At 33.6% G+C, this 13,253-nt stretch carries 12 protein-coding genes; 10 read left to right on the forward strand and 2 right to left on the reverse strand.

All coding sequences use genetic code 11. The features are described from left to right. Positions 1-237 precede the first annotated feature (237 nt). Positions 238-1,041 carry a prephenate dehydratase gene (locus tag KA845_RS11720; protein WP_002509152.1) on the reverse strand — a complete coding sequence of 268 codons (804 nt, stop codon included), beginning with the start codon at positions 1,039-1,041 and terminating at the stop codon, positions 238-240. 29 nt (positions 1,042-1,070) lie between these two features. Then, complete coding sequence (locus KA845_RS11725; RefSeq protein ID WP_002509153.1) at positions 1,071-2,135, reverse strand: nitric oxide synthase oxygenase; 1,065 nt, start codon at positions 2,133-2,135, stop codon at positions 1,071-1,073. A 173-nt stretch (positions 2,136-2,308) separates the two neighbouring features. Here KA845_RS11725 and KA845_RS11730 point away from each other — a divergent pair, with 173 nt between their 5' ends. The 10 genes from KA845_RS11730 to ligA all read left to right on the forward strand — a co-directional run bounded on the left by KA845_RS11730 (position 2,309) and on the right by ligA (position 13,246). Next, entirely contained in the window at positions 2,309-3,778 is a 1,470-nt protein-coding gene (locus tag KA845_RS11730) for a nicotinate phosphoribosyltransferase (protein WP_002509154.1), read from the forward strand. Further along, the gene (gene nadE, locus KA845_RS11735; RefSeq protein WP_002509155.1) at positions 3,771-4,616 is read left to right on the forward strand and encodes an ammonia-dependent NAD(+) synthetase; all 846 of its coding nucleotides are present in this window, start codon (positions 3,771-3,773) and stop codon (positions 4,614-4,616) included. The genes KA845_RS11730 and nadE overlap by 8 nt, the downstream gene beginning before the upstream one ends. Before the next feature lie 51 nt (positions 4,617-4,667). Beyond that, on the forward strand, positions 4,668-5,246 hold the full coding sequence (locus tag KA845_RS11740) for a DUF2179 domain-containing protein (protein WP_210128117.1): 579 nt from the start codon (positions 4,668-4,670) through the stop codon (positions 5,244-5,246). Continuing rightward, positions 5,243-5,428 carry an NETI motif-containing protein gene (locus KA845_RS11745; protein WP_002509157.1) on the forward strand — a complete coding sequence of 62 codons (186 nt, stop codon included), beginning with the start codon at positions 5,243-5,245 and terminating at the stop codon, positions 5,426-5,428. Before KA845_RS11740 ends, KA845_RS11745 begins: the two co-directional genes overlap by 4 nt. Positions 5,429-5,636: 208 nt before the next feature. Beyond that, the gene (gene purB, locus KA845_RS11750; protein ID WP_021459038.1) at positions 5,637-6,932 is read left to right on the forward strand and encodes an adenylosuccinate lyase; all 1,296 of its coding nucleotides are present in this window, start codon (positions 5,637-5,639) and stop codon (positions 6,930-6,932) included. 117 nt (positions 6,933-7,049) lie between these two features. Continuing rightward, positions 7,050-7,352 carry a YerC/YecD family TrpR-related protein gene (locus KA845_RS11755; RefSeq protein ID WP_002509159.1) on the forward strand — a complete coding sequence of 101 codons (303 nt, stop codon included), beginning with the start codon at positions 7,050-7,052 and terminating at the stop codon, positions 7,350-7,352. 176 nt (positions 7,353-7,528) lie between these two features. Next, the gene (locus KA845_RS11760; protein ID WP_002509160.1) at positions 7,529-8,206 is read left to right on the forward strand and encodes a M15 family metallopeptidase; all 678 of its coding nucleotides are present in this window, start codon (positions 7,529-7,531) and stop codon (positions 8,204-8,206) included. Positions 8,207-8,347: 141 nt separating this feature from the next. Further along, positions 8,348-9,040: a heptaprenylglyceryl phosphate synthase gene (gene pcrB, locus KA845_RS11765; RefSeq protein WP_002509161.1), complete on the forward strand. Its 693-nt coding sequence runs from the start codon at positions 8,348-8,350 to the stop codon at positions 9,038-9,040. Continuing rightward, positions 9,037-11,235 (forward strand): DNA helicase PcrA, encoded by a 2,199-nt coding sequence (gene pcrA, locus KA845_RS11770; protein ID WP_210128119.1) that lies wholly within the window; start codon positions 9,037-9,039, stop codon positions 11,233-11,235. Before pcrB ends, pcrA begins: the two co-directional genes overlap by 4 nt. 4 nt (positions 11,236-11,239) lie before the next feature. After that, on the forward strand, positions 11,240-13,246 hold the full coding sequence (ligA, locus tag KA845_RS11775; RefSeq protein ID WP_210128120.1) for an NAD-dependent DNA ligase LigA: 2,007 nt from the start codon (positions 11,240-11,242) through the stop codon (positions 13,244-13,246). Positions 13,247-13,253 lie beyond the last annotated feature (7 nt).

Here is a 13,253-nt window from a genome sequence, read left to right on the forward strand (position 1 = left end):
CCGACTTTGTTGGCAGTTTTTTTGTGCACGCTTTCCGCGGGCGTCAGCACGTTACAAAACCGATACAAATTATATTTTATTAGTCAAAATAGGGCTCTTCGAAAACCAACAAATAGTAATAAAGAATTATAGATGTGAATATTTTATAAAACTAATAAAACGTCAATTTCTATATCGTATCAATAGAAATTGACGTTTATTTTTTAGTCAGAGCTTTTTATGTACTGGACTCTTTGTTTAATTGATTTTATTGAAAGAACCGATAAGTTTAGTATGGAAATCTAAAGTGTTTAATATGGTAATCACTTTGTTTAAATTTTCATTCATCGAACTATCAGCTTGAACGAAGAAGTGATACATACCTAGTTGTGTTTTTAAAGGTCTTGATTCGATCCACGATAAGTTGATGTCAAATAGAGCAAAAGTATTTAAGATGCTAGCTAATAAACCAGGCTTATCATGCTTTGGAGTTATTAATAATATGGTATCTGAAGCATTAGTTGTATGTTGTGCTTGGTTACTTACGACTAAAAAGCGTGTAACGTTATGTGGGTAATCTTGGATATTTTGCATTAATGGTGAATATCCATGTGCTTCGCCACTGCCTAAAGGAGCAATCGCTCCTACGGTAGGAGTGATTTTTTCTAAACTTTTGACAGTACTATCCACATAATCGTATTGATAGCCCTGTTTTTGAATAAATTGACTCGTTTGACTAATAGCTGGCGCTATGGAATAAACCTTTTCGATATTTGTAACAGAGCTCTCTTGGTCACCGTATAATGCGAATTGAATGTCTAAGTGAATTTCACCTTGGGCATAAATGTTTTGTTGTGTCAGTGCATCGGCAACTATATTAATAGTACCTTCAATTGAATTTTCAATAGGAACTACTGCGACGCTATTACTATCGAGAGAGACAGCATTTACAACTTCATAGAGGTTTGTTTTAGGAATATAAGTCATTTCTTGTTCTGATTTGTATTGTAGAGCTGCTAAATATGAAAATGTCCCTTTAGGCCCTAAATAATATAATTTCATAGTTTGATCTCCTTAACTTTATGCATACTTTAGTGGAACGGACAGCCCCGTTTTTCTTGCTGCTTATAATGAAAATTTGGATCATTCATAATGTTTGGATAGCCATGGTGATAGTTTGATACTAATGTAGGCGATAATGACGGCACTAGCCATGACCATTTTCCAGTTACATCTCGCTTGTTTTGATATTCGTTTTGTTCAAACAAGGAGAATTGTTTAGAAGCAGTATGATGATCCACAATAGATACACCAGCTTGCTTAAATGAATGATATACTGCGTGATTCAATTCGACTAAAGTACGATCTTTATTGAACGAATTATTTTTAAGTGTATCAAATTCAAGCGCTTCTGCAACAGATTCTAATAAATTATAGCGATAACTATCAGTAAAATTACGGACTGCAATTTCATTAACCATATACCAGCCGTTGAATGGTGCAGTTGGATACGTAATTCCACCAATCTTCAAATCCATGTTTGAAATGATAGGTACTGCATACCATTTTAATGCTAATGACTTGAGTTTCGGATACTGATCATGAGTTATTGCAACTTCTTTAATAATTTCAGACGGATATTCATAATAAGTTACTGGTTGATTTGGCATTGCATAAATTAGAGGTAAGACATCAAAATTTGTATTATTGCCTTGCCATCCCAATTGCTGAGCTAAAGCGGTCACTTGCTTTTCTGCTGGATCACCATAATCATCGTAACCAGCATAGCGAATAAGTTGATTGTTGAAAATTTTAGGTGGGTGCTCAGGATGATAGATTGTAATAAAAGGTTTGATTTTACCGTTATTTGTAGCTTCATTAATATGATGATTGATAGAAGCGATAAAAGTGTCTTCATCATCGACATCTCTAGCATCTTGAACTGTCAAAGTATTCCAGAAAAAACGTCCAATACAACGGTTAGAATTACGCCAAGCCATTTTTGCGCCGTAACTTAATTCCTCATACGTATGTGTATAGGAGCCTGTGTCAGTTATTTCTGCGGAGATTGCTGTTAAACGTTCGTTTAAGCTTTGATTATCATAATTTAACTCTGAGTACATCTGAGTAATAAAATTCTTGGCTTCTGTTAACATTTTTTAACACCTCAAAATTAAGTATAATTGATTTTGCTAAAAGGTATTGAGATAAATTAAAAAATGTCACTAATTTGTCGATTGAATGGTCATAAAACACACAAATTTTAAAAATGCTATATATCAATGATTTATGATAAACTAAGAAAAAAGGTTGATTGGAGAGATAATCTGTGCAGCAATTTGAGGATGATACGCTTACATTACATAATGATTTATACCAAATAAATATGGCAGAAACATATTGGCATGATGGTATTCATGAACGTAAAGCAGTGTTTGATTTGTATTTTAGAAGTATGCCTTTTAATAGTGGATATGCAGTATTCAATGGTTTAAAACGAGCTATAGAATATATTAAAAATTTTAAATTTTCCGAGTCTGATATTGAATACTTAAAATCTATAGGCTACCAAGAAGATTTTTTAGCATATTTACAAGAACTTAAATTTACTGGTAACATCCGTTCAATGCAAGAGGGAGAATTATGTTTTGGTAATGAACCATTAATGCGAGTAGAAGCGCCATTGATTCAAGCGCAATTAATAGAAACAATGCTCTTGAATATAGTTAATTTCCATACTTTGATTGCGACTAAAGCAAGTCGTATTCGTCAAGTTGCAAATGATGATGTATTAATGGAATTTGGTACGCGCAGAGCACAGGAAGCAGATGCAGCAGTTTGGGGAGCTCGTGCTGCATATATTGGTGGCTTTAATTCAACAAGTAACGTACGTTCAGGAAAATTATTTGATATTCCAGTGTCAGGAACACATGCACATGCAATGGTGCAAACATACGGAGACGAATATATTGCTTTTAAAAAGTATGCTGAACGCCATAAAGACTGCGTATTTTTAGTGGATACGTTCCACACTTTAAAATCAGGGGTACCAAATGCAATCAAAGTTGCAAAAGAATTAGGTGATCAAATTAATTTTGTAGGTATCCGATTGGATTCTGGTGATATAGCATATTTATCAAAAGAAGCACGTAGAATGTTAGATGAAGCTGGCTTTACAGATGCTAAAATCATAGTCTCTAACGACCTAGATGAACAAACGATAACAAGTTTAAAATCACAAGGTGCTAAAGTTGATTCGTGGGGAGTAGGGACGAAATTAATTACTGGTTATGATCAACCTGCCTTAGGTGCTGTATATAAATTAGTGGCTATAGAAGATGCAGATGGTAATTACGTAGATCGTATCAAATTATCAAATAATGCTGAAAAAGTAACCACACCGGGTAAAAAGAATGTGTACCGTATTATTAATAAAAAGACGAATAAAGCTGAAGGTGATTATATTACCTTGTCTCATGAAGATCCTAATGCAGAATCACCGTTGAAATTATTCCATCCTGTTCATACGTACAAAATGAAATTTATAAAGTCCTTTGTTGCTAAAGATTTACATCATGATATTTTTGAAAACGGGAAGTTGGTTTATGATGTACCTACAGAAAGAGAAGCACAGCTCTATTTGAAAGATTGTTTATCTCATCTATGGGAAGAAAATAAACGTTATTTAAATCCACAAGAATATCCTGTAGATTTAAGCACTGCATGTTGGGAAAATAAACATAAACGTATATTTGAAGTTGCAGAACATGTGAAGGAGATGGAGGAAGAAAATGAGTAATTTACAAGATATTGTCGTCAACGAAATGAAAGTGAAGCCAGAAATTGATAGTGAACTGGAAACACGAAATATCATTCAATTTATTAAAAATTACGTACAATCACATGGATTCATTAAATCACTTGTATTAGGGATTTCTGGTGGACAAGATTCAACCTTAACTGGAAAATTAGTACAAATAGCTGTAGAAGAGTTAAGAAATGAAAACAGAGAATGTAAATTTATAGCTGTAAAATTACCATATGGGCAACAACAAGATGCTGCTGAAGTTGAAGATGCTTTGAAGTTTATAGCACCTGATGAAATCGTAACAGTAAATATTAAACCGGCTGTTGATCAAAGTATTGCGTCATTAGAAGAGGCCGGCATTCAGTTAACAGATTTTCAAAAAGGAAACGAAAAAGCACGTGAACGAATGAAAGTACAGTTTTCTATAGCTTCAAATCAATCAGGCATTGTTGTAGGAACTGATCATTCTGCAGAGAATGTCACAGGATTTTATACTAAATATGGTGATGGAGCAGCAGATATAGCACCTATATTTGGTTTGAATAAAAGACAAGGAAAGCAATTATTAGTCTATTTAAATACACCTGAACATCTCTACAATAAAATCCCTACCGCTGATTTAGAAGACGACAAACCACAATTACCAGATGAAGCGGCATTAGGTGTTACGTATGAACACATCGATGATTATTTAGAAAACAAAAAAGTGCCAGATGAAGCCCAAAATATAATTGAAAATCACTATATCAACAATGCACATAAAAGGGAATTAGCCTATACACGTTATAGTTGGCCTAAAAACCCACAATTTTATAGTGACAAATTTTAATGCTACTGATACACTAATTTAGATTTAAAGTATTGAAAGAAGGAGTAAGTCATGTCAGTTATTGCATCAAATCCGTGGCTCATGGCATTAGCGATATTTATAATTAACGTAGCGTATGTAACATGTCTAACAATGCGAACGATATTAACGTTAAAAGGCTATCGATATGTCGCGGCAATAGTAAGTTTTGTCGAAGTACTTGTTTACGTTGTTGGTTTAGGACTAGTGATGTCTAGTCTAGATCAAATACAAAATATTGTTGCTTATGCCTTTGGTTTCTCTATCGGTATTATTGTAGGTATGAAAATAGAAGAAAAATTAGCGTTAGGTTATACAGTTATTAACGTTACATCATCTGCATATGAATTAGATTTACCAAAACAATTAAGAGATTTAGGTTATGGTGTTACACACTATACTGCATATGGTCGTGATGGTAATAGACTGATTATGCAAATATTAACACCACGAAGATTTGAATTTAAGTTAATAGAGACCATTAAACAAATTGATGACAAAGCCTTTATTGTAGCTTATGAACCAAGAACGATTCACGGTGGTTTTTGGGCTAAAGGTCTTAAAACTAAAAAACTTAAACAATATGATACAGATGAAGTGGAAAGTATATGAAAAAACAACAAAAATTTACAGTTGAAGAACATGAAACAATAGAACAATGTTTGCAACGTATAAGAGAAGCAGGCTATATGCCTGTTAAACGTATAGAAAAACCTGTCTACAAAGAAAATAAAGATGGCAGTGTAGAAGTATTAAAGCAAAACATCGAATTTGTAGGTAAAAAAATAGAATAATTAAGCAATGGTTGAGTTAAAGTTATAGAAAAGCTACTCAACCATTTTGTTTTTAAATGTACACTTAAAAACCTTATACTTTTTAAGTTGATTCTGTTAAACTATAGTTGAAGGTACTAAACACGAACTTTATACGAAAACATTTTGATAATGTACATGTTTTGGAGTTTGTTACATAAAATCTTATAGATGATAGGAGTTTAATGAAATGATAGAACGTTATTCAAGAGAAGAGATGTCAAATATTTGGACAGACCAAAATCGTTATGAGGCTTGGTTAGAGGTTGAAATTTTAGCTTGTGAAGCTTGGAGTAAACTAGGTCATATACCAGAAGAAGATGTTAAAAAAATTCGTGACAATGCACAAGTAAATGTTGAACGTGCACAAGAAATAGAACAAGAGACACGTCACGATGTTGTTGCTTTTACAAGACAAGTTTCTGAAACACTTGGTGAAGAACGTAAATGGGTACACTATGGTTTAACATCTACAGATGTAGTAGATACTGCATTAAGTTATGTCATCAAACAAGCAAATGATATCATCGAACAAGATTTAGAACGTTTTATTGAAGTTTTAGCACGTAAAGCAAAAGACTATAAATATACTTTAATGATGGGTCGTACACACGGCGTACATGCTGAACCGACAACATTCGGCGTGAAAATGGCATTGTGGTATACAGAAATGCAACGTAATCTTGAAAGATTTAAGCGTGTAAGAGAAGAAATTGAAGTCGGTAAAATGAGTGGTGCAGTTGGTACTTTTGCGAATATTCCACCAGAAATTGAAGCACATGTTTGTGAACGTCTTGGCATTGGTGCAGCACCAGTTTCAACACAAACGTTACAACGTGATAGACATGCATATTATATTGCTACACTAGCATTAATAGCAAGTTCAATGGAAAAATTTGCAGTAGAAATTCGTAATTTACAAAAAACTGAAACACGTGAAGTGGAAGAAGCATTTGCAAAAGGTCAGAAAGGTTCATCAGCAATGCCACACAAACGTAACCCAATCGGTTCTGAAAATATTACAGGTTTATCTCGTGTTATTAGAGGCTACATTACTACAGCATATGAAAATATCCCATTATGGCACGAAAGAGATATTTCACATTCTTCTGCAGAACGTATTATGTTACCAGATGTAACGATTGCATTAGATTATGCTTTAAATAGATTTACTAATATCGTAGATCGTCTGACAATTTATGAAGATAATATGAAAGCAAATATAGATAAAACGTACGGTTTAATTTTCTCACAACGTGTGCTATTATCGTTGATAAATAAAGGTATGGTACGTGAAGAAGCCTATGATAAAGTTCAACCTAAAGCTATGGAATCATGGGAAACGAAAACACCATTTAGAACATTAGTTGAACAAGATGATACAATCACGTCACTTTTATCTACTGAAGAACTTGATGAGTGTTTTAATCCGGAACATCATTTAAACCAAGTTGATACAATTTTTGAACGTGCAGGATTAGTTTAAAATAGCGTGATTACAGCGTCTTATAAAGAATTTCAATTTTTTAAGGGAAATTACTACATTTTAATGCGTTAGTACGTTAAAATGAGATTAAATTGAAATGTACAGGGGTTGTTTTATATGCAAATTGAAAAATTAAGAGGACAAGCGTTAGACGAATTATTTGATGCAATATTAACGCTTGAAACACGCGAAGAATGTTATCAATTTTTTGATGATTTATGCACAGTTAACGAGTTGCAATCATTGTCTCAAAGATTACAAGTGGCAAAAATGATTAAACAAGGATTTACTTATGCTACGATTGAACAAGAATCCGGCGCATCGACAGCGACAATTTCAAGAGTAAAACGATCATTACAATGGGGCAATGACGCCTACACTATGATTTTAGATAGAATGAATATTGAAACTGCAGATTAGTATAACTGAATTATGTGAAGATGTTTCTGTTTGGTCACTTTAATAGTATACAGACAGTTACTAATGCAACCTCAAAGAGTCAACAACGAAATGTTGACTCTTTTTGTAGTGTCATAATATAATCTGTAGCTGAATAAAAAGCATAAATGAACTAGATCGTGCAAGGGGGATAATAAGTGAAGAAAAAAACTTTTAGTCTCGTGTTAGTTATTTTGATAGTTAGTTTCACAGTGTTTATTGTGCAATTATTTATTACTGTTAGTAGTAATAAGAGTAATCAATATACTGCTTATGTTAAGCCAGAAAATGCATTGCCAATCTTAACAACTGAAGACGGAGTAACTAAAGTAAATGGACACGTTTTAGTTAATGAACAATATAGTTTGCCGGAAACTTATAACCCAGGTGAAAGTAAACATGCACGTCGTCAGTTAAATAAATTGTTAGCACAAGCTGAAAAAGAAGAAATTGATTTAAAATATAGAAGCGGTTTTAGAAGCTACGAAGAACAACAAAAACTCATCAAGCAAGCGATTAAACAAGATGGCCGACAGAAAGCATATGATTATACTGCGAAACCTGGTCATTCTGAACATCAAACAGGACTTGCTTTTGATGTTGGAACAGATGCCCCTTTATCCAATTTTAAGAAAGAATTTGGTCACTCTAAAGAAGGGCGCTGGCTAGCAAAGCATGCTAAACAATATGGATTTATTATACGTTATCCTAAAGGGGAAGAAGATTGGACAGGGTATGAATATGAACCGTGGCATTTAAGATATGTGGGTGACAGTTTAGCTCATACAATACATGAAGAGCAGACTAGCTTAGAAAAATATTATAATTTAAAATAATATGGCATTTAACGACGGTTTTTTATTAAATGCAGCTACAAAATCATCTTAAAATTTAAGGTGATTTTTTGTTGCAATTTTAGAACTCAAATCATAAAAATGCTATAATCAGATGTATGCTATAAGAAGGAGTAACATGCAATGTATAACATTAAAGAATGGCAACATATTTTTAAATTAGACCCAGCAAAAGATATAAGTGATGCGGACTTAGAGTCCATTTGTGAGTCCAATACAGATGCTATAATAATTGGTGGTACTGATAATGTTACTGAAGATAATGTTATTCATTTAATGAGTCGCGTTAGGCGTTACCCATTACCTTTAGTATTAGAAATTTCTAATATAGAAAGTGTAATGCCTGGTTTTGACTTTTATTTTGTGCCGACAGTGCTAAATAGTAACGATGTCACATATCATAATGGGATATTACATGAAGCGTTAAAAACCTATGGACATATGATTGATTTTAATGAAATGGTTTTTGAAGGATATGTGGTGTTAAATTCAGACAGTAAAGTGGCTCGAAAAACACAAGCAACTACGGATTTAACAATTGAAGATGTTGAAGCGTATGCACAAATGATTAACAACATGTATAAATTACCAATCATGTATTTAGAATATAGTGGACAATATGGAGATGTCGAGATTGTACGCAGTGCCGCAGAAATGCTTACTGAAACTCAGTTGTTTTATGGTGGTGGGATAGTTGATTTAGATACTGCAACTGAAATGGCAACGTATGCAGATACAATTATAGTTGGAGACATCATCTATCAAGACATAAAAAAAGCGTTAAAAACAGTGAAAATAAAGGAGTTACATAAATGAATTCGTTAGTAGAGAAAATGAATGATGAACAAAGTTTAGCGGTGAGAACCACAGAAGGTCCATTATTAATCATGGCAGGTGCAGGTTCAGGAAAAACACGTGTGTTAACACACCGAATTGCTTATTTATTAGATGAGAAGGATGTATCACCGTATAACATTTTAGCAATTACATTTACTAATAAGGCTGCCAGAGAGATGAAAGAGCGTGTGGAATCACTTGTCGGGGAACAAGCTGAAGTGATATGGATGTCAACGTTTCACTCGATGTGTGTACGTATATTACGTAGAGATATTGATAGACTTGGTATAGAATGCAATTTTACAATTATTGATCCTACTGATCAAAAGTCAGTAATTAAAGATGTGTTAAAACAAGAAAATATTGATAGTAAAAAATTCGAACCACGCATGTTTATTGGAGCTATTAGCAATTTAAAAAACGAATTAAAAACACCTGAAGATGCACAAAATGAAGCAACAGACTATCATTCACAAATGGTCGCAACTGTTTACAGTGGTTATCAACGTCAATTGTCACGTAATGAAGCGTTGGATTTTGATGACTTAATCATGACAACAATTAAATTGTTTGAACGTGTTCCAGAAGTATTAGAATATTATCAAAATAAATTTCAATATATACATGTGGATGAGTATCAAGATACTAATAAAGCACAGTATACTTTAGTACAACAATTAGCGAGTAAATTTGAAAACTTATGTGTTGTAGGGGACTCAGATCAATCTATTTATGGATGGCGTGGTGCTGATATCCAAAACATTCTATCTTTCGAAGAAGATTACCCACAAGCAACAACAATATTTTTAGAACAAAATTATCGTTCAACTAAAACCATCTTAACAGCTGCGAATGAAGTAATAAAAAACAACTCTGAGCGTAAACCTAAGGGTCTATGGACTGGCAACACTGAAGGTGAAAAAATTCAATACTATGAAGCGACAACTGAACGTGATGAAGCGGAATATGTTGTACGTGAAATAATGAAACAGCAAAAAAAGAATAAAAAGTACAAAGACATGGCGATATTGTATCGTACAAATGCGCAATCACGTGTGCTTGAAGAAACATTTATGAAATCGAACATTCCATATACGATGGTAGGCGGTCAAAAGTTCTATGACCGTAAAGAAATTAAAGACTTATTAAGTTATTTACGTATTGTAGCCAATAGTAATGATGATATTAGTTTACAACGCATTATTAATGTACCTAAAAGAGGTATCGGTCCATCCTCAGTAGATAAAATTGCTAATTATGCACGTCAAAATGACATTAGTATGTTTGATGCATTAGGTGAAGTCGATTTTATCGGCTTATCCAAAAAAGTAACTCAAGAATGTATTACTTTTTATGAATTAATGCAGAACCTCATTAAAGAACAAGAATTTTTAGAAATAAGTGAAATTGTAGAAGAAATTTTACAAAAATCAGGGTATAGAATGATGTTAGAAAAAGAACAAACACTTGAATCTCGTAGTCGCTTAGAAAACATCGATGAATTTATGTCAGTTCCTAAAGATTATGAAAAAAACACCCCTTTAGAAGAACAATCGTTAATTAATTTTTTAACTGATTTATCATTAGTAGCTGATATTGATGAAGCGCAAATTGAAGATGGTGTTACTTTAATGACAATGCACTCTGCGAAAGGTTTAGAATTCCCAATAGTCTTTATAATGGGAATGGAAGAATCTATCTTTCCACACATTAGAGCAATTAAAAGTGATGATGAGCACGAAATGGAAGAAGAGCGCAGAATTTGTTATGTAGCGATTACTCGTGCAGAAGAACAATTATTTATTACCCATGCAACGTCTAGAATGTTGTTTGGACGATCACAGTCAAACTTACCTTCTCGTTTCTTAAGAGAAATCCCAGAAGAATTATTAAATAACACTTCAAGAACGTCTGCACAAAGTCATAAAATTAATACTGCAACTAAAAAACCTGAAAAACGAGGATTTAGTAAAAGTGTTCGTCCTTCTAAAAAACAGGTAAGCACAAATGAATGGCATGTAGGTGACAAAGTGACGCATAAGTCTTGGGGAGAAGGCATGGTTAGTAATGTAACTGAGAAAAATGGTTCAGTTGAATTAGACATTATATTTAAATCCGAAGGTCCTAAAAGATTATTAGCGCAATTCGCACCTATTGAGAAGAAGGGGGAATAACTTCATGAGTCAACAAATTGAACAACGTGTTGAAACGTTACGACAATTATTGAATCAATATAGTTATGAATACTATGTAAAAGATCAACCTTCAGTACCAGATAGTGAATATGATAAGTTGTTACACGAGTTGATTGATATAGAAGCAGCACATCCTGAAATGAAAACTGCAGATTCTCCGACCGTTAGGGTGGGAGGAACTGCACAATCAACGTTTGAAAAAGTAAAACACGATACCCCTATGTTAAGTTTGGGAAATGCTTTTAATGAAGAAGATTTAAGGAAATTTGACCAGCGAATACATGACCAAATAGGCACAGTAGAGTATATGTGTGAATTGAAAATTGATGGGTTAGCAGTGTCATTAAAATATGAAAATGGTGTATTTGTAAAAGGTCTAACTCGTGGCGATGGCACAACGGGTGAAGATATTACAGAGAATTTAAAAACCATTCATGCCATTCCATTAAAAATCAAGAAGCCACTTACATTTGAAGTTCGCGGTGAAGCATATATGCCTAGATCCTCATTTTTAAAATTAAATGAAGAGAAGGCTCAAAACGATGAACAGCCATTTGCTAACCCTCGAAATGCTGCAGCAGGCTCACTAAGACAATTGGATGCACGTTTAGCTGCCAAAAGAAAGCTCAGTGTGTTTTTATATAGTGTAAATAATTTTACGGAATTTGATGCAACTACACAAAGTGGCGCTTTAGATGAATTAGATGAACTTGGTTTTAAAACGAATCAAAAGCGTAAAAAAGTTGGAACTATTGACGAAGTATTGGAATTTATATCTTATTGGACTGAGCAACGTGAATCACTGTCTTACGATATTGATGGCATAGTCATTAAAGTGAACGATATTGAACAACAAGAAGAAATGGGATATACACAAAAATCACCACGGTGGGCAATTGCATATAAGTTTCCTGCTGAAGAAGTAGTTACTCAATTACATGATATTGAATTGAGTATTGGACGTACAGGAGTAGTAACACCAACGGCGATTTTAGAGCCAGTTAGAGTCGCTGGCACAACAGTATCAAGAGCTTCATTACATAACGAAGATTTAATTCATGAAAAAGATATTCGAATTGGTGATAGCGTAGTAATCAAAAAAGCAGGCGATATTATACCAGAGGTCGTATACAGTATTGTCGAAAGGCGTCCTGAAGGTGTTGAAACATATCATATGCCGACACATTGTCCTAGCTGTAATCACGAATTAGTCCGTATTGAAGGAGAAGTTGCGTTAAGGTGCATAAATCCTAAGTGTCAGGCACAATTAGTTGAAGGACTAATACATTTTGTATCTCGCCAAGCTATGAATATTGATGGTCTAGGTACAAAAATTATTCAACAGCTTTATGAAAATAATAAAATTAAAGATGTAGCGGATATTTATTATTTAACTGAGGAAGATTTGTTGCCATTAGAGAGAATGGGGACTAAAAAAGTAAGTAACTTATTATCAGCTATTGAAGCCTCAAAAGAAAATTCACTCGAACAGTTATTGTTTGGTCTAGGTATTAGACATTTAGGTGTAAAAGCCAGTCAAGTGATTGCAGAGAAATACGGTACGATTGATAAATTATTTGATGTTACGGAAGAAGAACTTATTGAAATTTATGATGTAGGTCACAAGCTAGCGCAATCTGTTGTAACGTATTTAGATAACGAAGATATTCGTGCACTCATTAATAAATTAAAAGAAAAACATGTTAATATGGATTTTAAAGGGGTCCGTACAACTAATATAGAAGGACATCCTGACTTTAAAGATAAGACAATTGTGTTAACTGGCAAATTACATCAAATGACTAGAAATGAAGCTGCACAATGGCTAGAGTTACAAGGTGCCAAAGTAACTAACAGTGTAACTAAAAAAACAGATGTCGTTATTGCCGGTGATGATGCAGGATCTAAATTAGCGAAAGCGGAAAAATTCGGTACTACGGTATGGAGTGAAAATGACTTTATCGCAAAACAAAAAGAAATTATGAATTAGAGGAGAT

The sequence above is a fragment of the Staphylococcus sp. GDX8P114P-2 genome, assembly GCF_017892945.1.
GTDB lineage: Bacteria > Bacillota > Bacilli > Staphylococcales > Staphylococcaceae > Staphylococcus > Staphylococcus arlettae.

What these genes read in the sequence shown, in the direction of transcription:
- KA845_RS11720 (WP_002509152.1), bottom strand. Translation starts at nt 1,041, where the DNA reads ATGAAATTATATTATTTAGGGCCTAAAGGGACATTTTCATATTTAGCA.
- KA845_RS11725 (WP_002509153.1), bottom strand. Translation starts at nt 2,135, where the DNA reads ATGTTAACAGAAGCCAAGAATTTTATTACTCAGATGTACTCAGAGTTA.
- nadE (WP_002509155.1), top strand. Translation starts at nt 3,771, where the DNA reads ATGAGTAATTTACAAGATATTGTCGTCAACGAAATGAAAGTGAAGCCA.
- KA845_RS11740 (WP_210128117.1), top strand. Translation starts at nt 4,668, where the DNA reads ATGTCAGTTATTGCATCAAATCCGTGGCTCATGGCATTAGCGATATTT.
- KA845_RS11745 (WP_002509157.1), top strand. Translation starts at nt 5,243, where the DNA reads ATGAAAAAACAACAAAAATTTACAGTTGAAGAACATGAAACAATAGAA.
- purB (WP_021459038.1), top strand. Translation starts at nt 5,637, where the DNA reads ATGATAGAACGTTATTCAAGAGAAGAGATGTCAAATATTTGGACAGAC.
- KA845_RS11755 (WP_002509159.1), top strand. Translation starts at nt 7,050, where the DNA reads ATGCAAATTGAAAAATTAAGAGGACAAGCGTTAGACGAATTATTTGAT.
- pcrB (WP_002509161.1), top strand. Translation starts at nt 8,348, where the DNA reads ATGTATAACATTAAAGAATGGCAACATATTTTTAAATTAGACCCAGCA.
- pcrA (WP_210128119.1), top strand. Translation starts at nt 9,037, where the DNA reads ATGAATTCGTTAGTAGAGAAAATGAATGATGAACAAAGTTTAGCGGTG.
- ligA (WP_210128120.1), top strand. Translation starts at nt 11,240, where the DNA reads ATGAGTCAACAAATTGAACAACGTGTTGAAACGTTACGACAATTATTG.